Origin of the sequence: Limibacillus sp. MBR-115 (assembly GCF_040549425.1) — a bacterium.
Lineage (GTDB): Bacteria > Pseudomonadota > Alphaproteobacteria > Kiloniellales > CECT-8803 > Limibacillus > Limibacillus halophilus.
Genome location: NZ_JBEPTJ010000009.1, coordinates 110614 through 133363 on the forward strand (window position 1 = coordinate 110614; position 22750 = coordinate 133363).

At 56.0% G+C, this 22750-nt stretch carries 23 protein-coding genes and 1 tRNA gene; 16 read left to right on the forward strand and 8 right to left on the reverse strand.

Annotated elements, in window-relative coordinates:
• Nucleotides 1–35 precede the first annotated feature (35 nt).
• Entirely contained in the window at nucleotides 36–692 is a 657-nt protein-coding gene (locus tag ABIE63_RS16045) for a YfiR family protein (protein WP_354505944.1), read from the forward strand.
• On the forward strand, nucleotides 692–2539 hold the full coding sequence (locus tag ABIE63_RS16050; RefSeq protein WP_354505947.1) for an ATP-binding protein: 1848 nt from the start codon (nucleotides 692–694) through the stop codon (nucleotides 2537–2539). Before ABIE63_RS16045 ends, ABIE63_RS16050 begins: the two co-directional genes overlap by 1 nt.
• A 52-nt stretch (nucleotides 2540–2591) precedes the next feature.
• Here ABIE63_RS16050 and ABIE63_RS16055 read toward each other — a convergent pair.
• Nucleotides 2592–2668 (reverse strand) — tRNA-His (locus ABIE63_RS16055).
• Between the two features lie 284 nt (nucleotides 2669–2952).
• Here ABIE63_RS16055 and ABIE63_RS16060 point away from each other — a divergent pair.
• The 3 genes from ABIE63_RS16060 (at nucleotide 2953) to glnA (ending at nucleotide 6158) form a co-directional block, all read left to right on the forward strand.
• Nucleotides 2953–4137, forward strand: a complete 1185-nt coding sequence (locus ABIE63_RS16060; RefSeq protein ID WP_354505951.1) for a pyridoxal phosphate-dependent aminotransferase — start codon at nucleotides 2953–2955, stop codon at nucleotides 4135–4137.
• A 219-nt stretch (nucleotides 4138–4356) separates the two neighbouring features.
• Nucleotides 4357–4695, forward strand: coding sequence for a P-II family nitrogen regulator (locus tag ABIE63_RS16065; RefSeq protein WP_354505954.1), 339 nt, complete (start codon nucleotides 4357–4359; stop codon nucleotides 4693–4695).
• 53 nt (nucleotides 4696–4748) lie between these two features.
• Entirely contained in the window at nucleotides 4749–6158 is a 1410-nt protein-coding gene (glnA, locus tag ABIE63_RS16070) for a type I glutamate--ammonia ligase (RefSeq protein WP_354505957.1), read from the forward strand.
• A gap of 78 nt (nucleotides 6159–6236) precedes the next feature.
• Here glnA and ABIE63_RS16075 read toward each other — a convergent pair whose 3' ends face one another.
• The gene (locus ABIE63_RS16075) at nucleotides 6237–6608 is read right to left on the reverse strand and encodes a hypothetical protein (RefSeq protein WP_354505959.1); all 372 of its coding nucleotides are present in this window, start codon (nucleotides 6606–6608) and stop codon (nucleotides 6237–6239) included.
• A gap of 37 nt (nucleotides 6609–6645) precedes the next feature.
• The gene (locus tag ABIE63_RS16080) at nucleotides 6646–7038 is read right to left on the reverse strand and encodes an acyl-CoA thioesterase (protein ID WP_183416644.1); all 393 of its coding nucleotides are present in this window, start codon (nucleotides 7036–7038) and stop codon (nucleotides 6646–6648) included.
• A 98-nt stretch (nucleotides 7039–7136) separates the two neighbouring features.
• Here ABIE63_RS16080 and parE point away from each other — a divergent pair, with 98 nt between their 5' ends.
• Together parE and ABIE63_RS16090 are read left to right on the forward strand one after the other, a co-directional pair.
• Entirely contained in the window at nucleotides 7137–9128 is a 1992-nt protein-coding gene (parE, locus tag ABIE63_RS16085) for a DNA topoisomerase IV subunit B (protein ID WP_354505963.1), read from the forward strand.
• A 77-nt stretch (nucleotides 9129–9205) separates the two neighbouring features.
• Nucleotides 9206–9811, forward strand: coding sequence for a hypothetical protein (locus ABIE63_RS16090; RefSeq protein ID WP_354505966.1), 606 nt, complete (start codon nucleotides 9206–9208; stop codon nucleotides 9809–9811).
• Here the strand turns inward: ABIE63_RS16090 and ABIE63_RS16095 are convergent.
• Nucleotides 9808–10512, reverse strand: coding sequence for an alpha/beta fold hydrolase (locus tag ABIE63_RS16095; RefSeq protein WP_354505969.1), 705 nt, complete (start codon nucleotides 10510–10512; stop codon nucleotides 9808–9810). The two genes, ABIE63_RS16090 and ABIE63_RS16095, sit on opposite strands and share 4 nt — an antisense overlap.
• A 215-nt stretch (nucleotides 10513–10727) precedes the next feature.
• Between ABIE63_RS16095 and ABIE63_RS16100 the strand changes: the two genes are divergently transcribed.
• Entirely contained in the window at nucleotides 10728–12260 is a 1533-nt protein-coding gene (locus ABIE63_RS16100) for a DEAD/DEAH box helicase (RefSeq protein WP_354505972.1), read from the forward strand.
• Between the two features lie 27 nt (nucleotides 12261–12287).
• Here ABIE63_RS16100 and ABIE63_RS16105 read toward each other — a convergent pair whose 3' ends face one another.
• A complete protein-coding gene (locus ABIE63_RS16105; protein ID WP_354505975.1) occupies nucleotides 12288–13358 on the reverse strand; it encodes an alcohol dehydrogenase family protein in 1071 nt (356 codons plus the stop codon).
• Between the two features lie 167 nt (nucleotides 13359–13525).
• Here ABIE63_RS16105 and ABIE63_RS16110 point away from each other — a divergent pair, with 167 nt between their 5' ends.
• The 8 genes from ABIE63_RS16110 (at nucleotide 13526) to ABIE63_RS16145 (ending at nucleotide 21078) form a co-directional block, all read left to right on the forward strand.
• On the forward strand, nucleotides 13526–14707 hold the full coding sequence (locus ABIE63_RS16110; protein WP_354505978.1) for an ABC transporter substrate-binding protein: 1182 nt from the start codon (nucleotides 13526–13528) through the stop codon (nucleotides 14705–14707).
• 76 nt (nucleotides 14708–14783) lie between these two features.
• The gene (locus ABIE63_RS16115) at nucleotides 14784–15698 is read left to right on the forward strand and encodes a branched-chain amino acid ABC transporter permease (RefSeq protein WP_354505980.1); all 915 of its coding nucleotides are present in this window, start codon (nucleotides 14784–14786) and stop codon (nucleotides 15696–15698) included.
• On the forward strand, nucleotides 15691–16671 hold the full coding sequence (locus ABIE63_RS16120; protein ID WP_354505982.1) for a branched-chain amino acid ABC transporter permease: 981 nt from the start codon (nucleotides 15691–15693) through the stop codon (nucleotides 16669–16671). Before ABIE63_RS16115 ends, ABIE63_RS16120 begins: the two co-directional genes overlap by 8 nt.
• Nucleotides 16664–17431 (forward strand): ABC transporter ATP-binding protein, encoded by a 768-nt coding sequence (locus ABIE63_RS16125; protein ID WP_183416635.1) that lies wholly within the window; start codon nucleotides 16664–16666, stop codon nucleotides 17429–17431. The genes ABIE63_RS16120 and ABIE63_RS16125 overlap by 8 nt, the downstream gene beginning before the upstream one ends.
• Complete coding sequence (locus ABIE63_RS16130) at nucleotides 17424–18137, forward strand: ABC transporter ATP-binding protein (RefSeq protein WP_354505985.1); 714 nt, start codon at nucleotides 17424–17426, stop codon at nucleotides 18135–18137. Before ABIE63_RS16125 ends, ABIE63_RS16130 begins: the two co-directional genes overlap by 8 nt.
• Before the next feature lie 9 nt (nucleotides 18138–18146).
• Entirely contained in the window at nucleotides 18147–18563 is a 417-nt protein-coding gene (gene cdd, locus ABIE63_RS16135; protein WP_354505988.1) for a cytidine deaminase, read from the forward strand.
• Between the two features lie 35 nt (nucleotides 18564–18598).
• A complete protein-coding gene (gene deoA, locus ABIE63_RS16140; protein ID WP_354505991.1) occupies nucleotides 18599–19918 on the forward strand; it encodes a thymidine phosphorylase in 1320 nt (439 codons plus the stop codon).
• Between the two features lie 20 nt (nucleotides 19919–19938).
• Complete coding sequence (locus ABIE63_RS16145) at nucleotides 19939–21078, forward strand: 3-phenylpropionate MFS transporter (RefSeq protein WP_354505994.1); 1140 nt, start codon at nucleotides 19939–19941, stop codon at nucleotides 21076–21078.
• Here ABIE63_RS16145 and upp read toward each other — a convergent pair whose 3' ends face one another.
• The 3 genes from upp to ABIE63_RS16160 form a co-directional block, all read right to left on the reverse strand.
• Nucleotides 21079–21711: a uracil phosphoribosyltransferase gene (upp, locus tag ABIE63_RS16150; RefSeq protein ID WP_183416630.1), complete on the reverse strand. Its 633-nt coding sequence runs from the start codon at nucleotides 21709–21711 to the stop codon at nucleotides 21079–21081.
• A gap of 52 nt (nucleotides 21712–21763) precedes the next feature.
• Nucleotides 21764–22105 (reverse strand): hypothetical protein, encoded by a 342-nt coding sequence (locus tag ABIE63_RS16155; RefSeq protein ID WP_354505997.1) that lies wholly within the window; start codon nucleotides 22103–22105, stop codon nucleotides 21764–21766.
• Between the two features lie 190 nt (nucleotides 22106–22295).
• Nucleotides 22296–22745 (reverse strand): cytochrome P460 family protein, encoded by a 450-nt coding sequence (locus tag ABIE63_RS16160; protein WP_183416628.1) that lies wholly within the window; start codon nucleotides 22743–22745, stop codon nucleotides 22296–22298.
• Between the last annotated feature and the right edge of the window lie 5 nt (nucleotides 22746–22750).

Genomic DNA, 22750 nt, shown 5'->3' on the forward strand with positions numbered 1-22750 from the left:
ATCTAGATTGAAAGCGTAAGGCAGAGCCCAAAGAAATGGCCAGCCTATCCGAAACCCTTCGGCGTCATAATACCGTGGTGGCCGGGGCATCACGCACCGTCGCGCCGTTGGGAGGCCGAGGGCGGTGGTGGCGGATATTCTTGGTGCTCTGCCTTCTGCTTCCCGTCCCTGCCACCGCCTGGCATCGCGATCACCATGATTGGCAACACAAGCGAAGCCCCGAAGAAGTCAGGGGTTGGGCCATCATCAATTTGGTGCGCTTTTCCGCTTGGCCGTCCCGCGCCTTCACGGACCAGTACGCACCTATAAAAATCTGCAGCAAACCAAATGTGATAACCCTTCCCAACGAACCCGGCGCATTGGGCTCCGCCATTCGAAGAATCAATGGGCGCCGGGTCGTCATGCGGCAGATTCACAACTATGAGCATCTGGAAGGATGTCATGTTCTTTACCTGACCGCAGAAGACAGCGGTGACCTTCCATACATTCTGGACCCCATTCGTGATCTACCTATTGCGCTCGTCAGTGATGCCGAGGGTTTTGCGCAAAATGGCGGCGCTTTTGAACTGATCCGCAATGAAAACACAGCCTTCTTCAAAATCAATGCGGCGGCGCTCCAACAAACGGGCATCCTTTTGGCCCAAGCCCTCATGCGTCTTGGCCTGAGCCGCAGTCATGGGAGCGTGCCGTGATGGGTGTTTGGATGGGGCACAGCTTGTTGCAGCGCTTGCTCAGGGCATCACTTGCAACAACGGTTCTGGCGCTCATCGTCGCTAATCTGACGTTCAGCTTGTTTCAGTATGATCGAAACCGGGTCACCGCGATCGACGAAGCGACGGCCATCGCCGATATCCTGACCCAGAATCTGGCGGCGGCTATCGTATTCGAAAACGAACTCGCTGCGGAGGAAGTCATCCAATCCCTGGCGTTGAAGCCTTCGGTGTGGGCGGCTTACATATTTCGTAATGATGGAACAATTTTCGCGATCTTCGGTGACCCGACATATATCGACACATTTCACGGGACGGAGACCCGGTCGATAGAGACACCCGTTAGGTTCAACCAAATTCACATCAGCAGGGAAATAAAGGCTGCCGGAGAAGTAGTTGGACGACTCGGTCTGATAATCAGAGTCGAATGCTTTGCCTCTTGGTTTCTTCACACGATCAAGTTCATGTTGCCCATCCTGGTCGTATCGATCTTGATCGCCACGCTGATCTCCCGACGCCTGATGCGCGAGATCATGAGGCCCTTTGAAAGGCTGGTGGAAGGATTGAGAACGATTGGCACCTCAAGCGACCATGTCACGCTTCTCGCCGATGTTGATGCGGGTCGTGAATTGACCCCCCTCTACAGTCGTTTCAACGAACTCGTTGCGGAGATCGATAAGCAGCGTCGACTGCTGGCGGAAAGCGAAGCCCGCTATCGCAGCATCGTTGAAACGCAAAGCGAAGCGATCTGCCGCCTTGATAAGAATTTTCGCTTGCAGTTCGCCAACAAGGCTTTCCAAGACATCGTCGGCATCCGCCTGGGGGATCTAATTGGAACCCGCCCGACAAATCTGGTGCCGGCGGAAGACTGCAGCATCATTGAAACGGCGCTCTCCAAACTAAGCCCGACAAGTGAAACACAGGAGATAAACTGCCGCATCAATGGCGGGAAACAGGAGCTGAGATGGATACAGGCAACGATTCGGGCCTTCTTTGACAACCAGGGCCGGCCCAGCGAATACATGCTGGTCGGTCGAGACATCAGTGAGAAGAAAATCGCCGAGCAAATTGCCATCCAAACGTCAAAACTCGCAACTCTGGGCGACATATCCACCAGCATCGCGCACGAGCTGAAACAGCCGCTGGCGGTTATCGATCTCGCCGTACAAAACACACTCAGCGCCCTTGAGGATAGTACTCTTACGGAGCAGGAGATAAGGCGCTATCTGAGTGATAAAATGAACCGGCTCGCCAATAACAGCGAGCGCATCCGGACGATCATTGATCATTTGCGGGTGTTTGGCCGCAAGGTTGACGATCAGCGCTTTGCCTTCGATCCGCGTGAGAGCATGAAAGCAGCCCTCATGCTGATCCAGCACAGGTTGGAACAGGCTGGGATCACACTGCAATTCTCTTCTGGAGAGGCCCCACCGTTGGTGCGCGGCCATCCGATTCTTTTCGAACAGGTCTTGCTCAATCTCCTGACCAACAGCATTGATGCCATAGAGAGTGGAAAGGAAGCGGCAGGCGGCTCATCCGACTCTTACATTCTCGTATCGCTTGTCAGAAATGACTTTGGGCTCTGCTGCATATTGGAAGATAGCGGCGGCGGCATCCCCGGCCCCCTGATGACACGCGCGACAGAGCGCTATTTCACCACAAAGCCCGCTGGTAAAGGAACAGGCCTGGGGTTGGCGATCAGCAGCGATATCGTTAAGGAAATGGGCGGCAAGATGCGCTTGGAGCAGGGAAAGAAGGGGCTGAAAGTCACAATCGAATTGCCCCTTAGCTACAGCGACAATCACGACAACGACTATGCTGTCGCCTAATCCTTCTCGCTGGGGACGAAGGGTCGTATCTGTCGGGGTTCATCAGAAATAGTGGGGTGGCTGATGGGATTTGAACCCACGACCTCCTGGACCACAACCAGGCGCTCTAACCAACTGAGCTACAGCCACCACAGCGAAGACATCTCAGTAATGCCGCGTCTTAAAGGCTCCCCCTGCTGCCGTCAAGTATCCCCTTGATTAGCGGCCTGCGTTCAGCCTGCTGAGACGTTGGCCATTCAGTCGGCAGCCCGGGAACCAGTACTTTCCCTCCGTTACAAAAATTAGCCCTTTCGGCTGTTCTGACCCGATAGGGCAAACGCACATTGAGGCTGTGGCCCGATGAGAATCCTTGCCGAGCGATCCTCCTACGGCCTAGCTTCACGAAACACCAACCGGAGATGGGCGAATAGAGAATGACGATGCTGCAACAAGCCAATGCCATGTCACGACTGGGCACTGAAACTGCTTTCGAGGTTCTAGCCCGTGCCAAGGCGTTAGAAGCTCAGGGCCGTTCCATTATCAACCTTGGTATTGGTCAGCCTGACTTCCTTACGCCCGACCATATTGTGGAAGCAGCGGTCAAGGCCTTGCATGACGGCCAGCACGGTTACACGCCCGCCAACGGAATTCCATCGCTTCGGGAGGCTGTTTCCGCATACCTGCATAAACAGTACGCGGCAGACGTGGATCCTTTGCGGGTCGTGGTGGTACCCGGCGGTAAGGTCACAATGTTTTTTGCGATTCTGATGTTTGGGGAACCCGGTGCCGAGATCATCTATCCTAATCCAGGCTTTCCGATTTATGAATCCATGATCCGTTTTACCGGTGCAAAACCTGTCCCCCTGCCCTTACTTGAGAAGAATGGCTTTGGTTTCGATGCCGAAACGCTACTCAGCCTTATTACCGACAAAACACGGCTCATAATTCTCAACTCACCAGCCAATCCGACCGGGGGGGTCACAGAGAAATCCGAGATCGATAATCTGGTGCGCGGGCTCGAAGCGTTTCCAAAGGTCGCTATCCTGTCCGACGAGATTTACAGCAGATTGCTTTATGATGGCCGCAAGCATACCAGCCTTCTGAGCTATCCAGAGTTGGAAGATCGACTGATTCTTCTGGAAGGCTGGAGTAAGACTTACGCAATGACCGGATGGCGGATGGGATATGGTGTCTGGCCCAAACAATTGGTCGAAGGGGCTACCAGACTCGCGGTCAACAGCAACTCTTGTGTCAACGCGGCTGCACAATTTGCGGGCATTGCGGCCTTAGAAGGGCCACAAGACAGCGTCGACGGCATGCAGCAGGCATTTGATGCCCGTCGGCGTTTCCTTGTCGAGCGATTGAACCAGATACCCGGCGTCTCATGTGTGGAACCAGGTGGGGCCTTTTACGCTTTTCCAAACATCACAAACACTGGATTAACGGCCAAACAGGTCGAATTGGGCCTTCTTGATCAGGCTGGGGTGGCAACAATTGCCGGAACTTCGTTCGGTGCGCACGGCGAAGGCTATGTTCGTCTATCTTATGCAAACTCGATGGAGAACATCGAAATAGCATTGCAGCGCATACAGGAGTGGCTTGAATCTCACCAGGAATAGAACGGGCAACCCTTTGACTGCTGTATACTGCACAGCGCCACGGCAACCTGCCTATTTTTTGTGCAGAAAAGAACTGAGAGCCAATAGAGAGCGCCCGCCCACAGCTAGGTTAATGAGGTTTTCTGCCAATTAAACTAATTTGGCATGATTCTTGCTTATTACATTACCAAGGAGCGGGCCTGCTGCCCGGTCCGAAGCGATTATGGGGTCCCGAAAGCAATGAAGAAAATCGAAGCGATCATCAAACCCTTCAAGCTCGACGAGGTGAAGGAAGCCCTTCATGAGGTCGGCATCAAGGGCATCACGGTCATCGAAGCGAAAGGCTTCGGTCGCCAAAAAGGCCATACGGAGCTTTATCGTGGCGCAGAGTACGTCGTCGACTTCCTGCCCAAGGTGAAAGTCGAAGTGGTCTTGGACGACGACCTAGTCGAGCGCGCCGTCGAAGCAATCCAACAGGCCGCGCAAACAGGCAGGATAGGCGATGGAAAGATTTTCGTATCAAGCATTGACGATGCGATCCGTATCCGCACTGGCGAACGCGGTTCCGACGCAGTTTAAGCCGGGCATACACCCAACCCTTTAGAAAACCCACACCACAAAGAGGAACCATCATGTCCGAGGTCAAAAAAGTTCTAGATATGATCAAGGAAAACGACGTGAAATACGTCGATTTCCGTTTTTCAGATCCACGCGGCAAATGGCAGCACGTCGCTCAGCACATCGATACGGTAGACGAAGAAATGCTGACCGAGGGTATCATGTTCGATGGCTCTTCCATCGCCGGATGGAAGGCAATCAACGAGTCCGATATGGCACTGCTGCCGGATCTCTCCACCGCTGTGATGGATCCCTTTGCTGCACAGCCGCAGTTGATCCTGACCTGTGATGTCTTGGAGCCTTCGACCGGCCAGCCCTACAACCGTGATCCGCGCACGACTGCGAAAAAGGGCCTTGCCTACCTGCAGTCTTCCGGCATTGGCGATACTGCCGTGTTCGGACCAGAAGCAGAGTTCTTTGTGTTCGACGACGTGCGCTTCGGGGTCAACATGAACCACTCCTTCTTCCAATTCGAAAGCGAAGAAGGCCCATATATGTCCGGCGTCGAGTACGAGGCGGGAAACATGGGACACCGACCGGTGGTAAAGGGCGGCTACTTCCCCGTGCCTCCCGTCGACTCAGGCACCGACCTGCGTGCAGAGATGGTGACGGTCATGAAGGAGATGGGCGTCAACGTAGAAAAGCATCACCATGAAGTGGCGCCTAGCCAGCATGAACTGGGTATCAAGTACGATACCCTGCTCAAATGCGCCGACAACATGCAGATCTACAAGTATGTCGTCCACAACGTTGCCCATTCTTATGGCAAAACGGCTACTTTCATGCCAAAGCCGGTTTACGGCGATAACGGATCCGGCATGCACGTTCACCAGTCGATTTGGAAAGACGGCAAGCCCTTGTTTGCAGGTGACGGCTATGCGGGTCTTTCGGAGATGGCCCTCTACTACATCGGCGGCATCATCAAGCACGCCCGTGCATTGAATGCTTTCACCAACCCCAGCACCAACAGCTACAAGCGCCTGGTGCCCGGTTTTGAAGCGCCTGTGCTATTGGCCTATTCAAGCCGCAACCGTTCGGCCTCCTGTCGCATTCCCTTCGGCGCCGGCCCAAAGGCCAAACGCGTCGAGATTCGCTTCCCGGACGCTATTGCCAACCCTTACCTCGCATACACGGCAATGCTCATGGCTGGCATCGATGGGATCAAGAACAAGATCCATCCCGGCGACCCAATGGACAAGAACCTCTACGATCTGCCGGCCGAGGAACTAAAGGACATTCCGACCGTTTGCGGTTCCTTGCGTGAAGCATTAACCGCTTTGGCCGACGATCACGACTTCCTGCTGCAGGGTGACGTGTTCGACAAGGATCAGATCGAGGGCTACATCGATATTAAATGGGAGGAGATTTACGCTTTCGAGCATGCTCCGCACCCAATCGAGTTCCAGATGTATTATTCGTCCTGATACAATTCGAACAACCGAACGAAAATGGGGCCGCCTTTCCAGGCGGCCCCTTCTTTTCCAGCGAGGCCAATCCGCTATTCAGCGCCGCAGTTCAATCTCGATCTCCTTGCCGCCATAGCCATGAATCGAGTCACGTGCCCTCACCCGAACGACCTTAACGTCATCCGGTATATGCACGTTCTCCAAAGACCGTGTGAAGGGTTGCTCCGTGACGTGCGGGTGATAGATTACCCGTGTCGCCAAGACTGTATCGTCCGGCCCCATTACCTCCCAGCGATCAGCGTAGTGTTCCCAGCCAGCATCCGCGTGGGCGACCGTCACATCAAAGCGCCAGGTGTTGTTACGATCTTTGTAAGCAACCGCGTCTACAATATCGGCTTCGCCCGCAAAGGCCTGTGCTGTGAAAACCGAAATCAGCATCAATAAAAGTGTGACGATCGTTCGTTTCATAAAGCATACTATCGCAGCACCTGTTCAAAAAATAAAGTCATTCGCGTACTGGTAGCGGTCTTTTCCCGCCATCAGCATCAATGGCGACATAAACGAACATACCTTCGGTCACCTTCATGATCTCATCTCCAGCGCTTCTTTCGACCCAGGTTTCAACCCGAACCTGCATCGACGTTGCGCCCTCAGCGAGAATTGTCGCGTAACAACTCACCAGATCGCCAACGAAAATGGGCCGGTGGAATCGCATAGCATCAATGGCCACCGTTGCGACCCGACCGCGCGCGCGCTTGACTGCTGGAACAGCCCCGGCCAGATCCATCTGCGCAAGGACCCAACCGCCAAAGATATCACCGTTTGGATTCGCATCGCCCGGCATGGCCAGAGTCCTGAGAGCGGGCTCCCGATCCGGCGGCCTAATCTCTTCATCCATGATTTTTCCCCCAATAAAAGCCAATATCTAGTAGATTGGGGATGCAAATGCCACAGCATTTGCTTGCTCCACCCCTCGGGGCTCCTATAATGCGGCTTATGAGCGATCTCTTCCAGAATCTAGCCCATAAAGACGACGGCTATAGCGCCAAGGACATTGAAGTTCTTGAGGGTTTGGAGCCAGTACGCCGTCGTCCGGGTATGTACATTGGTGGCACCGACGAGCGGGCCCTTCACCATCTTGCGGCCGAAGTGCTGGACAATGCCATGGACGAAGCGGTGGCGGGCCATGCAAGCCGGATCGAGTTGGAAATGTCCGAAGACGGCTGTGTAACGGTACGCGATAACGGACGCGGCATTCCGGTCGACCCACACCCTAAATACCGTGACAAGTCAGCATTGGAAGTGATCCTCACGACACTCCACTCAGGCGGGAAATTCGGTGGCAAGGCTTATGCTACTTCAGGTGGTCTTCACGGTGTCGGCTTATCGGTAGTCAATGCACTAGCCGATCGCTTGGTCGTCGAGGTCGCGCGCGATCGGAAACTCTGGCGACAATCCTACAGTCAAGGGCATCCGGTTAGCGCGTTGGAGGACTGCGGCCCGGTTCATAACCGGCGTGGGACGACCGTAACATTCCACGCGGACCCGGAGATTTTTGGACCCACTGCGCGTTTCAAGCCGGCAACACTCTATCGTATGACCCGATCAAAGGCCTACCTGTTCAAGGGTGTCGAGATTCGTTGGGCATGCGCACCGGGATTGCTGCTGGGAGACGACAGCACGCCACCGAATGACGTCCTCCATTTTCCCGATGGTTTGAGAGATTTCCTGCAAGCGTCCCTGGGCCAGCGTCGAAACCTGTCACCAAATGTGTTGGCAGGTGAAGCGGCCTTCCCTGAAGACAAGGGGCGCGCAGAATGGGCAATGAGTTGGCCTGCTGACGAGAACGCTTTTCTAAACTCCTACTGCAACACCATCCCGACGCCTGAAGGCGGCAGCCACGAACAGGGGTTCCGCCAGGCGGTGTTGCGCGCCTTCAAGGCGTATGGCGAGATGATCGGCGTCAAGAAGGCGCAGCAGATCACCGCTGACGATGTTTTCGGCGGCGCGATGTCCCTGCTCTCGGTTTTTATCCGCGAGCCGCAGTTTCAAGGGCAAACCAAGGAAAAACTCGCGTCCCCGGAAGCCACGCGATTGGTGGAAACCGTTGTAAAGGATCACGTCGATCACTGGCTGTCGGGCGACCCCGAGCAGTCCCGCTTGGTGCTGGAGCGCATCATCGAACGTGCCGAGGACCGGTTGCGCCGCCGCCAGGAAAAGGAACTTAACCGCAAAACCGCAACCAGCCGAAAGCTGCGTTTGCCCGGAAAGCTGGCCGATTGTTCACGCAGCCGCGCTGAGGGTACGGAGATTTTTCTTGTCGAAGGCGATTCCGCGGGCGGATCTGCAAAACAGGCGCGCAGCCGTGATGTGCAAGCCATTCTGCCACTGCGCGGTAAGATTTTGAACGTCGCCAGCGCAACCAGCGACAAGCTGAAGCAGAACCAGGAACTGAACGACTTGGTACAAGCCCTTGGCTGCGGAACCCGAGGTTCCTTCGACAAGGATAAACTGCGCTATGAGCGTGTCATTATCATGACTGATGCCGACGTGGACGGCGCACATATCGCATCCTTGTTGATGACCTTCTTCTATAGGGAAATGCCTGGAATCATTGATGCAGGACGGCTTTATCTGGCTCAGCCCCCACTCTACCGACTGACGCAAGGCAGTAAGAGTTTCTACGCCCGAGACGACCTCCATAAAGAAGAACTCATTGAGCGGGAGTTCAAAGGCAAGGGCAAGGTCGAGATCAGTCGATTCAAAGGATTGGGCGAAATGCCGCCCAAGCAATTGAAGGAAACAACAATGGACCCCGCCACGCGGACGCTGTTGCGTGTGACGGTTGTCGAACCGGATGATGTCGACCCGATCGGTGAACAGCGCCGGGCCGGAGATATCGTCGAGCAGTTGATGGGGCGCAAACCAGAGTTGCGATTTGCCTTCATACAAGAACATGCGCGCTTCGTTGAAGAGCTCGACATCTGATCAACATGACGGTGCAGGGATTGGCGGGGTCTGCTAAAATCCGCCTCATGAGACAAATCCTGGAGCATATATTCGTCATGACCGCTCGTAGGAACCGGCCGGTTAAGGCGCGGGCGACTGGCCTGCTGGCCGGTGTATTGCTGACAATGCTGGCCGGCTGTACAGCACCAGCCGGTAGCGGATGGGTGATCTATAATCATCGATTGGACGCCTACAACCCGGAAGCCCGGAACTATGCAGCAAGCCGCGGCGGCATGCTGCTGGAGCTCCCAAACAACCCCTTTGCTGCGTCTGACCAGGAGTTAGGAGCGGTAATCGCCGATATGCTCTATGGCGCCCCCTCGGGCCAGGACTTTCCCTTCTTCACCGAGGCTGAGAAGCCCGACGGCTACGCATCCCCTTACCGACTCGTCGTTTTGCTGGATGCGACGCCAGGTGCAAAGAGCGAGATCGTTTGTAGAGAGCCCGGCCAGCCAGTCGCAACTGATCCCCTGCAAATGCGTGTGCTGATGGCGCTTTGCATTGGAGATCGACTGATGAGTACCGCCAGTGGCGCAGTGGCACGCCCGGACAGGCCACGATCATTGCCGCTGTCAAATCTCTTACGACGGATGGCCTATGTAATCATGCCGCACTACGACCCGAATCAAGACGATTCCCGCCGGGCTAACTGGCTAGACTAACGTAGCAACCAACGCCTGAGTGCAGCCGTCACGTCAGCGGGCCGCTCCAAACTGGAGAGGTGTCCGCAACCGCCCAGAACCACCAGATCGGCATCCATAATCGCCGCCGCCATTTCCTCGTGCCGGTCAGGCGGTGTCAAAACGTCATCGCGCCCACAGAGCACCAGCGTCGGCACCTTGATTCCCGCCAATTCTTGCAAGCTGTCAGGCCGCGTCATGATGGCCTTTTGCTGATTAAGAAACCCATCCCGCCCTATGCGTCCGGCCATCCCCATAATGACAGACTTCAGTTTGTCATTTTCGAGAAACCGCTCAGCGATCAGCATCGGTAGGAGCCGCGGCGTCACACCTTTGAAGTCGCCTTTCTCCGCAAGTTGTATCAGCCCACGACGGCGACGTGTTTGTTCGGCGCTGTCTGCGCGTGCGGTTGTGTCCAGCAACGCCAACCGTTGAACACGTTCAGGCGCACGGCGCATGATCTCAAGTGCGACATAACCGCCCATGGAAAGCCCGGCCATACAGAAAGTGCCCGGCATCTGATCGAGAACCGTGGCCGCCATTTCGCCAACGGTCTGCTGGCTCTTGAAATCGGCCACATGACACTCAGCAATATCCGAAAGCCCTTCGATCTGCGGCCTCCAAAGCTCAGCATCGCAAAGGAGGCCTGGCAACAACGCCAGTTGCATGGGCTCTGCAGTCATCTCTTCCATCCTTTTAGCTTGTATCGCGTTCAATCGGTCAGCTCGCATAGTCCACACTGATGGGGTTGAAGCAACAATCACTGACGTTTGAATTCCCTTTAACAAGGGTTTAATTGACTTTAGCGGCTTTGTTCTTATATTAGCGGCCAGTTGAGGCAGAAATTTTTTCGCCTTTTGAACTGAGTTAAGAAAATCAATCCAGTAAAAGAGAGTTCATGAGTTTTAATGACCTTGGCTTGAGCCACGAACTGGTTCAAGCCGTGGGTGAGCTTGGCTATGACAAGCCTACCCCGATTCAGGAAAAAGCCATTCCCTACGTGCTGATGGGACGTGATGTCCTCGGCTGCGCCCAAACAGGCACGGGAAAAACGGCGTCCTTCACCCTTCCAATGATCGATATTCTCGCTTCCGGCCGCGCAAAGGCAAGGATGCCGCGCTCGCTCATTCTTGAGCCAACGCGCGAGCTTGCCGCCCAGGTTGGCGAAAGCTTTGAGAAATACGGAAGTCATCACAAGCTTTCCATGGCGCTGCTGATTGGCGGCGAGTCCATGGCTCAGCAGGAAAAGAAACTCGACCGAGGCGTCGACGTCTTGATCGCCACGCCAGGTCGTCTGATCGACCTATTCGAGCGCGGCAAGATCATTATGGCCGACGCACGCATCCTGGTTATCGACGAAGCCGATCGCATGCTCGATATGGGTTTCATTCCCGACGTCGAGAAGATTGTCGCCCGCCTGCCCTTCCCGCATCAGACACTCTTCTTCTCAGCAACGATGCCGCCGGAAATCAAGAAACTGGCGGACAAGTTTTTGTTGAACCCGAAGGAAATATCCGTTGCGCCACCGGCTTCACCAGCGGAAACGGTCGTACAGCGCCTCGTGCGCTGCCGACGCGAACCCCAGGCAAAGCGTGCTATGCTGCGGCAGTTGATTGAGCGGGAAGAAATTCAGACCGCTTTGATTTTCTGCAATCGCAAGCGTGATGTGGATATCCTGAGGCGCTCCTTGGAGCGGCATGGGTACGATGCCCAAGCGTTACACGGTGACATGGCTCAGCCCAAGCGAATGGAAACCCTGGATGATTTTCGCAAAGGGAAAATCAAATTCCTGGTGTGCTCGGACGTTGCCGCCAGAGGATTGGATATTCCGGCGGTATCTCACGTCTTTAATTTCGATGTTCCCAGCCATGCCGAAGACTATATTCACCGGATCGGGCGCACGGGTCGCGCGGGCCGCAGCGGTGCGTCCTTTACGATCGCGACATCGGAAGACGGAAAGCTGTTGGCAGCTGTCGAACGCATGTTAAAACGCAAGATCGAAGAGTTGAAACTCGACGGCACAAGTACGGACGTAGCAAAGCCGCAACAAGCCGAGGAGGCAAACGTGGGCAGGAACATGACCGAAGCTTCCGTGGAAACCGAGGCTGAGAAACAAGCCGCTACTACGCCGCAGGAAGCCGCAGCGGAGTTGAGCACCGAAAATGCAGCCGCAACCAAGCCCGCCCGCAGCCGTCGTCGCAAATCTACCTCTAAGGCCTCGCCTAAGGCTTCTGTAGCCGAAGATGGCACCATGCCTGAAGCAAATGTCGAAGCAAAGGCAGAAGCAAAGCCAAAAACGCCTGCACGTGCTGGAAAGAAAACTGAAAGCAAACCGCAGAGCAGCAGTAAGAACCGTTCGGATCGTTACACCACGCCTTTCGGTGACGATACTCCGGCCTTCTTGCTCCGCCCCGTCCCGCTGGTTGCTTAACGGCGCTGCACATTCGATCCGGCCGTTCTAGACGTGCCGGATCGCGATCTTCCCAACGAAATCCTTTTTAAGGAAGGCTGTCTGCGCAGCCTGAAGTTCCTTGAGTGGAAACTCCCTGGCGATTAGCGGCTTTAGTTCGCCGCGTTCGATGTAACTGATGACGTCGGGCAGTATCCGATCCGGCTGGAGCGTTGATCCAAAGAGGCTCAAGTCGCGGAGATAAAGCGTGCGTACATCCAGCTCCACCAGCGGACCGGCGATCGCTCCCGATGCAACATAACGGCCGCCGCGCCGTAGTGCGGTAATCATATCCGGCCAGCGCGGGCCCGCGGTCAGATCGACAACGGCGTCGAAAGAATCCTTTGGGAATGGATCGTCTCGCCCGACGGTTTCGTCGGCACCGATGTCGCCCAATGCTTTGGCTTTCGATGGGTTGATCATAGCCGCAACATGCGCACCCCGTCGTTTTGCCAACTGCACCGCAGCGGAGCCGACTCCTCCGGATGCGCCCGTTATCAAAACACGCTCCGCGCCCAACGCGATACGCTGCAGCATCCCCTCCGCCGTGGAGTAGGCACAAGGGATCGAGGCCAGTTCCTCGTCGGTCCAGTCACTGTTGACCGGTAGCGCATCGAAGGAAGATACCTTGGTGTACTGAGCAAACGCACCGTCGCTCTCCGAACCGAGTGTCCTGCATTGCAGTTCACCACTCTCCGTCTTGAAAGTCTGCATCGCACGCAACAGCACGCGCTCACCGATCCTGCTCTCGGGAACATCGCTTCCGACCGCCACAATTCGACCGCAGCAGTCGGCGCCCTGGATGCGTGGGAAAACCAAGGGCTCCCCTGACCAAGCGCCATCGGCCTCGGCGGCCTCGGCGACCTGCTTTGACGCAGAAGCCGTATCGCCACGCACCGACTTCGAATACCAGGCAATACGCGTGTTGATGTCGGTATTGTTAACCGACGAGGCGAGCACCTCGACCAGCACTTCATTGTGCTCTGGTTTTGGCACCGGAATGTTATCGCGCCACTGAAGTTTATCGAGGCCTCCATGGCCTGTTAGAACCATACCGCTCATCAATTCGGGAAGTTTCATCACGTAATCCCTAATGTTTGAACCATTGGAACCTTACGGATTTTATAGTCGACTAAGCAAAGATGATCCTTTGATGCGCCGCTTTCCACTTTGGCCCGGACTGCCTATGCGATAGGATTTCGCGCTTTCGGGCATGACAAACAACCGCAGGGGAGGCTAGAGGTCCCATGAAATTTGGTTTGAAAAGCATAGCTGTATCGGCAGCCATCGTATTGAGTTGGGGTGCCGCCACAGTTGCAACGGCAAAGGCAGAGGCCGTCAAGATAGGCATGATCACCACGCTCTCGGGCGGTGGTAGCGCATTGGGTATCGACATTCGCGACGGCTTCCAGTTGGCGGTTGATCAAGAGGGCGGCAAGCTAGGAGGCGCGGAGATCGAGCTGATTATTGAAGACGACGCCCGTGAGCCGGACCGCGCAACGGAGATTGCTTCGCGAATGGTCGATCGCGATCAGGTCGACATCATGACTGGCCTTGTTTGGTCCAACTTAGCCATCGCCATTGTCCCCAAGGTGGTACGCGACGACATTATCTACATCAGCCCGAATGCAGGCCCCTCGCTGCTTGCTGGCGCCGGGTGCAATGCAAATTACTTCAACGTTGCCTGGCAAAATGACAATCTGCATGAGGCCATCGGTCAGTATCTCCAGGACCGGGGCGTCGGCAGCGCCTTTATCCTGGCGCCGAATTACCCTGCTGGCCAAGATGCTCTTACAGGCTTCAAGCGCTACTACAAAGGCGAGATCAAAGGCGAACTCTATACGAAGCTTGGTCAGACCGACTACGCCGCCGAGATCGCGCAAGTTCGCGATGCTTCCCCCAACGCCGTGTTTTTCTTCCTGCCCGGCGGCATGGGTATCTCCTTCATCAAGCAGTATAATCAAGCCGGGTTGGATAAATCCGTCCCTCTGTATGGGCCGGCATTCTCCTTCGATCAGGCGATACTGGGCGCAGTGGGAGATGCAGCTCTAGGCGTTATCAATTCCTCGCAGTGGAACAAGGACCTGAACAACGAAGCGAATAATCGCTTTGTTGCCGATTTCCAGAAAGCCTACGGTCGCCTGCCGTCGCTTTATGCAAGCCAGGGGTATGATGCGGCCCGACTGATAGCCAGCGCTTTGTTGGCTACCGGTGGTAACGTTTCGGACAAGGACGCGCTGCGCGCAGCAATCAAGGCCGCCAATTTCGATTCCGTCCGGGGTGAATTCCGTTTTGGGAACAACAATCACCCGATACAGGATATTTACGTGCGTCGGGTGATCAAAGAAGGCGATGTTCTGACCAATGAAATCATTGGCAAAGCGTTCCACGATCATCAGGACGCCTATGCCGCAGACTGCAAGCTCTAAAGCCTTGCTATTTTAGAGGCAGGGGCGGCATTAAGGCCGCTCCTGCCTTTTCCTTTGATGGGGGCCCACAACCACAATGCTTCTTCTGCTGGAGCAAATCCTCAACGGCTTGCAGTTCGGTGTCATGCTGTTTCTTTTAGCGGCGGGACTGACCTTGGTTCTGGGTATTATGAATCTCGTCAATCTAGCGCATGGTTCGCTTTATATGGTTGGTGCCTTCGTGACGGCGGCCGTCACAAGCTGGAGCGGCTCCTTCATGATCGGTCTGGCGATCGCTTTACCCGCCACGATGCTGGTCGGCATGCTGGTCGAGGTCATCGTGCTGCGGCGGCTTTACCCCCGCCACCACCTTGACCAAGTGTTGGCTACCTTTGGTTTGATCCTGTTCTTCAACGAGTTGGTGCGAGTGCTCTGGGGGCCTCGGCCGGTGTTTTTGGATGTCCCAGAGTTTCTGAACGGGTCGGTGGAACTGCTCCCCGGCATTCCCTATCCCGCCTATCGCCTCGCGATAATCCTAGTGGGGTTGCTTGTCGCGTTATTCCTCTATTTTCTGACCCAACGCACGCGAATCGGCATGCTAATTCGCGCTGGTGCCTCCAATCGAGAAATGGTCGGTGCCTTGGGCGTCAACGTGGGGCTCTTATACACAATCGTTTTTGGAATCGGAGCGATGCTCGCTGGCCTCGCAGGCGTCATGGCTGGACCCGTCTACTCTGTCGAAATGGGGATGGGCGAAGCTATCCTGATACAGGTTTTCGTGGTCATCGTGATTGGTGGCATCGGCTCGATCCGCGGCGCTTTGATCGGCTCAATATTGGTTGGGCTCGTCGATACCTTGGGGCGCTCGTTCTTGCCGACCGCCTTGCGTTTGATTATGGATCCCTCGCGCGCTGATGGCATGGGATCGGCGCTTTCTTCCATGTCGATTTACATGTTGATGGCATTGGTGCTCTTCATAAAACCGCAGGGGCTGTTCCGCGCGCATGGTTGACCGCAAGTACGCCACACTCCTCCTCCTCTTCTTCCTGGTTCTGCCTTTCGTTGCAGAGGCATTGGGTTACGGCTATGTCACGGGAATTGCCACGCGGATACTAATCTTGGGAATTGCCGCTAGCAGCCTCAATTTCATCTTGGGTTTTGGCGGGATGGTCAGCTTTGGGCACGCGGCCTTTTTGGGCGCTGGCGCCTATATCGTTGGCATACTGAGTTTCCACGCGACGCTAGGGAGCCCTATATCCCTGGGATTCTTTCAATGGAGTGCGACCGAAGAAGCTCTGATCGCCTGGCCTTTGGCAATGCTCGTTTCGGGGATTCTGGCGCTGCTTATAGGTGCGATTTGCCTACGCACCAGCGGTATTTACTTCATCATGATCACGCTGGCCTTCGCGCAGATGCTCTTCTTTCTTTTTATCTCCTTTCGCGACTATGGCGGTGAGGATGGTCTGTCGCTTTGGAGCCGCTCTACCTTGCCGGCGCTCGACCTCACGGATGACCGGCAATTCTACTACCTGACACTGGCGCTGACCGCCTTGGTCGTGCTGTTTCTCGGACGCGTTGTCCGTTCCCGTTTTGGAATGGTGCTCAAGGGCGCGCGCGATAACGAGCAGAGAATGCTGGCGCTCGGATTCCCGGTTTATCGCTATAAGCTCGTCGCCTTTACTCTCGCCGGTGCAATTGGTGGCCTATCCGGCGCTTTGATGGCAAACCACACGGAATTCATCAGTCCGGGCTTACTATCTTGGCACCTTTCCGGTGAATTGCTGGTTATCGTGATCCTGGGTGGCATCGGCAGTCTTCTTGGACCTATCCTCGGCGCTCTGGCCTACATCGCGCTGGAGGAAGTGCTGTCGGCTTGGACAACGCACTGGATGATATTCCTGGGGCCCTTGTTGATCTTTATCGTGTTGTTTGCACGCAGCGGCCTATGGGGTTGGATCGGCGGTAGGGAGAGCGGGCATGACTGAGGCACTGCTGCAAGCCAGGAGCCTAAGCCGCCGCTATGGAGCCATAGCAGCTTGTGACGCCGTCGACCTTGACCTGCTCCCCGGTGAGATTCACGCCGTCATTGGCCCGAACGGTGCGGGCAAGTCCACCTTGATCAACCTTCTATCCGGGCTGCTGAAACCTGACAGCGGCACCGTCAAACTGCTGGGTCGTGATGTGACCCGTTCAAGCGCCCCGCAGCGAGCGCTGTTAGGCATGGCCCGCACGTTTCAGATAACCTCGATCTTCCCCCACTTCACTGCACAACAGAACGTGGCGTTGGCGGTGCAGGCAAGACAGGGCCATTCCTTTCGTTTCTGGCAACCCACCGTCAAGGACTACCCGCTTAACGACGAAGCGCGCGAATCGCTCCGCAAGGTTGGCCTGATAATGCGCGCGGACCAGCGTGCTTCCAGTTTGGCGCACGGAGAGCGCCGACAGCTCGAGTTGGCCATGGCGCTCGCTCAGGCGCCGAAGGTACTCCTGCTGGATGAGCCCATGGCTGGCATGGGCCGTGAGGACAGCCAACGCATGATCATACTGCTGTCACGCTTGCGCATGACCGCGCCAATATTGTTGATAGAGCATGATATGGACGCCGTGTTTGCGTTGGCCGACCGGATCTCGGTTCTCGCAGGCGGGCGTGTGATCGCCAATGGCACGCCGGATGCAATCCGCCAGGATTCTTTGGTTCGCGAGGCCTATCTCGGCGCTGGCCATGAGGAGATCGCCGATGCTTGAAGTGCACGGTCTTGAGGCGGCCTATAACGAAAGTCAGGTTTTGTTTGGCGTCGATCTGACAATCGGATCGGGAGAACTTGTGACACTTCTGGGCCGCAATGGTATGGGCAAAACCACGACCGTGCGCTGTATCATGGGACTGCTGAAGCCAAGAAGTGGAGTGATCAATTTCGCGGGGCGCAGTATCGCGGGCAAGGCATCCTACCGGATTGCCCGTACCGGGTTGGGCCTTGTACCGGAAGGACGGCAGATATTCCCGAACCTGACTGTGAGAGAGAACCTCATCGCCACAGCTAGATTACCGCACAGTGCCGACGAACAGCCTGAGAGGCCCTGGACCCTGGACCGGGTCATGGACCTCTTCCCGATATTGCGGGAACGCTCCGCCCACTGGGGCAATCAACTCTCCGGCGGCGAACAGCAGATGCTGGCCATTGCCCGAGCCCTGATGACCAATCCACGATTACTGATACTCGACGAAGCCACCGAAGGCCTGGCGCCCCTGATTCGCGAGGAAATTTGGTCTACCTTGGCCGAATTGAAAGCTCAAGGTTTGGCATTGCTGGTCATCGACAAACACGTAAGCGCCCTTGCGGACATGGCCGATCACCACGTGATCCTGGAACGGGGCCGGGTTGTATGGCAGGGCAATAGCGATGATATGCGGCGCAATGCCGACCTGACGCAGAGCTACCTTGGTGTCTGAGGAGACGGCATGAATCGACAGGACTTGGAGACATTCGACCCGGAGATGCTGCGTTTGGCTCGGCAAGCGCGGGACAATGCCCATGCCCCTTACTCCGGCTTTCCGGTTGGTGCCTGCGTCCGCTCGTCCGACGGACGCTATTTCGTCGGATGCAATGTCGAGAATGCCAGCTACCCGGAGGGTGCCTGCGCGGAAACCGGTGCGATTTCGCAAATGGTCGCCGCAGGTGATCGCAACATAACGGCTGTCGTGATTGTCGCCCAGGGCGACCGGCTTTGCACACCTTGCGGCGGCTGCCGACAGCGGTTGCGTGAATTTGCTGGGCCGGAAACACCGGTGTTCCTTTGCAGCCCAGAGGAATTGCGCAAGGCCTTTACGCTCGGCGAATTGCTGCCGCAAGCCTTTGGTCGGCAAAGCGATGGGTGAAACGGCACACAGGGTCAAATCGAAAGCGTGACACCATGGAATTCTTTCCTCAGGAAGTCATTCGCACCAAGCGCGACGGAAAAACCCTTTCCGGCAAGGAGATCACGCAATTCATCAACGCCATGGCCTCTGGAGCGCTGGAAGACTCACAAGCGGCGGCTTTCGCCATGGCTGTATATTTTCAAGGCATGAGCCGCGATGAAACCGGTGCCCTCACGCTCGCTATGGCGAACTCTGGACAGCGGCTTTTCTGGCCCGATAATGACCAGGTCACTCTCGACAAGCATTCGACCGGCGGTGTCGGCGATAAGGTAAGCTTAATTCTGGCGCCTTTGCTTGCGAGCTGTGGTGCAAGAGTTCCAATGATCGCCGGGCGTGGCCTGGGACATACCGGGGGAACGCTGGATAAACTCGATTCCATTCCAGGCTATGATACCCAACCATCTCTAGAAAAATTCCAGGCGGTGGTGGCACAAGCCCAGTGTGCCATTGTCGGCCAAACCGCAGAATTGGCGCCGGCGGATCGTAAGCTCTATGCCATCCGGGACGTCACGGCGACGGTTGAATCCATCCCTCTTATAACAGCGTCCGTCCTTTCGAAGAAAATCGCGGCTGGGCTTGATCACCTGGTGATGGACGTCAAGGTAGGCAGCGGGGCCTTCATGAAGGACTTGGACAGTGCCAAGGCTCTTGCCACGTCTCTGGTTGAAAGTGGCAACAAGGCTGGCCTGCCTGTCCGTGCGCTGCTGACGGATATGAACGAGCCGTTGGGGTTGACGGTCGGGAACACCCTTGAGGTCTTGGAAAGCATTGATTTTCTCACCGGAAAACAGCGCGAATCACGATTGTTGGAAGTCACATTGGAACTGGGCGCGGCTGCATTGGAAATGGCCGGTCTTCATCCAGACTCGAAAATGGCCAAAACCGCTTTGCTGACGGCGTTGGATAATGGCAGTGCCGCCGAAACCTTTGGTCGCATGGTCGCAGCACTCGGCGGCCCCACAGATCTTATTGAACGGGCTGAGCAACACCTTAGGGTTGCTTCGGTCCGACGCCCCGTTACTGCTGGGGCGACCGGCTATCTTTCATCCTGCGATGCGCAGGCCTTGGGGCTTGCGGTCATGGCGCTCGGTGGTGGTCGCAAACAGCGTCAAGACAGAATCGATCACAGCGTGGGGTTTCGTAACATTCTACCGCTGGGCAGTAGGGTCGAATTCGGTCAACCCATTGCCGAGGTTGTTTCCAATGATCCAGAATCCGCTGAAATTGCCTGCGATGCCTACCGCTCCGCTATCGTCTTTGCCTCAGAGTGCCCTGCCCCATCCTCAGTGGTGATATCCCAGGTCGGTTCATGAGCATCTCTAAATCGGCCGCAATGCCTGGGCCCAGATTTGGCCTCTACTATGGCGCGTTGTTCTTTGCCGCAGGAGTGCAACTTCCCTTCTGGCCTATCTGGCTCGATTCCAAAGGCCTAAGCGCAAATGAGATCGCCTTTTTCCTGGCTGCCACCACTTGGGCAAAAATTCTGGCAACACCCTTCGCCGGGACACTGGCGGATCGGTCCCGAAATCTTCGGGCACTTCTCGCCTTTTGCGCATTTGGCAGCCTGTGTTTAATCGCGATCATGGCAGTCAGCCACAACTATTGGCTCCTTCTCGCATTGCAGATTCTGGGGTTTGCGCTGTTTCAACCCTTGATACCCCTGGGCGAGAGCCAGGCGATGCGGGCGGCTCGCCAAAGTGGGATGGATTACGGCCGCGCCCGTCTTTGGGGGTCTTTAACATTCATTATGGCAGTACTGGTAACCGGACGCGCGGTCGAGATCCAGGGGCCCAATGTTATCGTCTGGGTGTTTTGTACAGGTATCGCAGTTACCGGATTCTCTGTGCTCTTGCTGCCGTTGCGATCAGGAGCAGCCAGCATTGAGCGGCGTAGCTGGCTCTCCCTCCTCCGCCATAATGGCTTTCTTTGGCTTTTACTCGCCGGAGCGCTCTTGCAGGCGAGCCATGCTGTCTATTACGCCTTCTCCGCCATACACTGGCGGTCTGTGGGTATGAGCGAAACATTGGTGGCCGGGCTTTGGGCGGAAGGCGTAATCGCAGAAATATTCTTGTTCTTCCTGGGCCGTCGGTTGTTAACCCATATATCCCCTCTCAGCTTTCTAGCGATCGCCGGAATTGCCGGTGTGTTTCGCTGGACAGTGATGGGTTTGACCGACTCGCTGATTCCGCTGGCACTTATCCAAGTGCTTCATGCGCTGACATTCGGGGCCGCCCATCTCGGCACCATGCATCTGCTGTCCGATCTCCTGCCCGAAGACAAGGCTGCCAGCGCGCAGAGCCTCTATTCTGCTGCCGTTGGCGCAACAATGGGCCTAGCTATGCTGTTGTCCGGGACACTCTATAGCGCTTACTCAAGCGCGGCCTATTATGCCATGACATTGGTTTCGTTAATTGCGGTCCTGGTGATATGGCGCCTTTGGATAAAGCTTGGTGGGCGCCTTGGCGACGCCTGACTACTTCGTACCGTATATACGATCCCCCGCATCGCCGAGCCCAGGGACGATGTAACTGTTCTCATTCAAACACTCATCGATCGAGGCTGTGAAGATCGGTACATCGGGATGCGCCGCGCGCATTTCCTTGATGCCCTCGGGGGCTGCAAGCAGACAGGCGAAGCGAATATCCTGCGCCCCGGCTTTCTTCAAACGCGTGATCGCGGCAACAGATGTATGACCAGTAGCCAGCATGGGATCGACAACGATAACCCGCCGTTCCTCAAGATGGCCCGGCACCTTGAAATAGTACTCAATCGCTTCCAGTGTCTCGTGATCGCGGTATAGGCCGATGTGTCCTACAACCGCATTGGGAACCAAGTCCAACATCCCCTCAAGCAAACCATTTCCCGCCCGCAGAATGGAGATGAGGCAGAATTTTTTGCCGTCGATTACATGCCCAATGGTTTCGCTCACAGGCGTTTCGATCGGCTGATCCGTTAAAGGTAGATCGCGTGTCAACTCGTAAGCCATTAGCAGGCTTATCTCGCGTAGCAGGGTTCGAAAGTTCGGGCTTGAGGTTTCCTTGCGCCGCATCCAGGTCAACTTGTGCTGAACAAGCGGATGATCGATGACAGTGACGCCCTGGTTCATTGGCGCTTTCCTCTTGTAAGATCGGATCGAATACCGGGGAACAAATAGCAGCCTATTGCAGGGCAGGAAAGTCCCGGAGGATATCTTGAAGCAGGTTATCAGCCGCTTGCCGCGCCACCGTGCCGGAACCCGCGTACAAGCGATTATACTGCGCGCAAGCCCAGCGGTTCCCCTTTCGGGCGGCTATGCCGTACCAAACCAGTGCTTCTACGTAATCGGCTTCGCCGCCTGCTCCCCGCTCCAGATAATCCGCTAGATTAATCTGCCCAACGGCACTGCCCGCCTGGGCCGCCAAACGGTAATACCGACGCGCAGCGGAAATGTCTTTTCTTACCCCTTGCCCCTTTTCCAACAATTCCGCCATTGCCACCAGCGCATCTCTGTCCCCAGCCAAGGCTAGAGGATTCCAATATTGAACAGCTTGTGAATATTGGCCTGCGTCGTAAGCAGCTAGGCCGTCCGAGAAATCGGCTCGACCACGATTGGGAATGACTAGGGTTAAGGCCGATAAGAAGACGGCGGCAAGGAAATGAACCCTTGCCGCCGCAGAATCGCCGATACCGACAGTAAGCATCGGTACGTGGCTATTTCACCCGGTATTCTTCGGGCAAGAAGAACATTGAGTCGGTGTCGGTTGCCATGTGGCAATCTGCGCAGAATTGCACATTATCCGACCCTTTGCCGCCGGTGACGCCAAAGACCGCACCATTCGGCATGATCATGGAATACCGCCAGTCGTTCGTCTCGGCAGCGAAGCCGGCGCCCATCTTCTCCATGATAAACAGCGGGCCGATACTAACCTGCCCCGCAGCTGTTACCGAGAAGCTGTCTTTAGCAAGCGTTGCACCCTCCGGCATCACGCCGGAGCTTTCGTAGGCACCATAGGCTTTTGCCGCGGCGTTCGCGTAGTTTGTCACGTAGCGTTCGCCGTGTGTGAAGGAGACGTAAGGGACCTTGCTGTAAAGACGCCATGACTGATAGGACGCCGCGATGTCGGAACCCGACTTGCCATAGGCCTTTTGCAGTTCTTCCATCGCGC

Coding starts and splice junctions, on each gene's coding strand:
- ABIE63_RS16075 (WP_354505959.1), bottom strand. CDS start 6,608: ATGAAACGAACGATCGTCACACTTTTATTGATGCTGATTTCGGTTTTC.
- ABIE63_RS16065 (WP_354505954.1), top strand. CDS start 4,357: ATGAAGAAAATCGAAGCGATCATCAAACCCTTCAAGCTCGACGAGGTG.
- cdd (WP_354505988.1), top strand. CDS start 18,147: ATGAATCGACAGGACTTGGAGACATTCGACCCGGAGATGCTGCGTTTG.
- ABIE63_RS16115 (WP_354505980.1), top strand. CDS start 14,784: ATGCTTCTTCTGCTGGAGCAAATCCTCAACGGCTTGCAGTTCGGTGTC.
- upp (WP_183416630.1), bottom strand. CDS start 21,711: ATGAACCAGGGCGTCACTGTCATCGATCATCCGCTTGTTCAGCACAAG.
- ABIE63_RS16125 (WP_183416635.1), top strand. CDS start 16,664: ATGACTGAGGCACTGCTGCAAGCCAGGAGCCTAAGCCGCCGCTATGGA.
- ABIE63_RS16100 (WP_354505972.1), top strand. CDS start 10,728: ATGAGTTTTAATGACCTTGGCTTGAGCCACGAACTGGTTCAAGCCGTG.
- ABIE63_RS16045 (WP_354505944.1), top strand. CDS start 36: ATGGCCAGCCTATCCGAAACCCTTCGGCGTCATAATACCGTGGTGGCC.
- ABIE63_RS16090 (WP_354505966.1), top strand. CDS start 9,206: ATGACCGCTCGTAGGAACCGGCCGGTTAAGGCGCGGGCGACTGGCCTG.
- ABIE63_RS16120 (WP_354505982.1), top strand. CDS start 15,691: ATGGTTGACCGCAAGTACGCCACACTCCTCCTCCTCTTCTTCCTGGTT.
- parE (WP_354505963.1), top strand. CDS start 7,137: ATGAGCGATCTCTTCCAGAATCTAGCCCATAAAGACGACGGCTATAGC.
- ABIE63_RS16105 (WP_354505975.1), bottom strand. CDS start 13,358: ATGAAACTTCCCGAATTGATGAGCGGTATGGTTCTAACAGGCCATGGA.
- ABIE63_RS16110 (WP_354505978.1), top strand. CDS start 13,526: ATGAAATTTGGTTTGAAAAGCATAGCTGTATCGGCAGCCATCGTATTG.
- ABIE63_RS16160 (WP_183416628.1), bottom strand. CDS start 22,745: ATGGAAGAACTGCAAAAGGCCTATGGCAAGTCGGGTTCCGACATCGCG.
- glnA (WP_354505957.1), top strand. CDS start 4,749: ATGTCCGAGGTCAAAAAAGTTCTAGATATGATCAAGGAAAACGACGTG.
- deoA (WP_354505991.1), top strand. CDS start 18,599: ATGGAATTCTTTCCTCAGGAAGTCATTCGCACCAAGCGCGACGGAAAA.
- ABIE63_RS16060 (WP_354505951.1), top strand. CDS start 2,953: ATGACGATGCTGCAACAAGCCAATGCCATGTCACGACTGGGCACTGAA.
- ABIE63_RS16095 (WP_354505969.1), bottom strand. CDS start 10,512: ATGACTGCAGAGCCCATGCAACTGGCGTTGTTGCCAGGCCTCCTTTGC.
- ABIE63_RS16130 (WP_354505985.1), top strand. CDS start 17,424: ATGCTTGAAGTGCACGGTCTTGAGGCGGCCTATAACGAAAGTCAGGTT.
- ABIE63_RS16050 (WP_354505947.1), top strand. CDS start 692: ATGGGTGTTTGGATGGGGCACAGCTTGTTGCAGCGCTTGCTCAGGGCA.
- ABIE63_RS16145 (WP_354505994.1), top strand. CDS start 19,939: ATGCCTGGGCCCAGATTTGGCCTCTACTATGGCGCGTTGTTCTTTGCC.
- ABIE63_RS16080 (WP_183416644.1), bottom strand. CDS start 7,038: ATGGATGAAGAGATTAGGCCGCCGGATCGGGAGCCCGCTCTCAGGACT.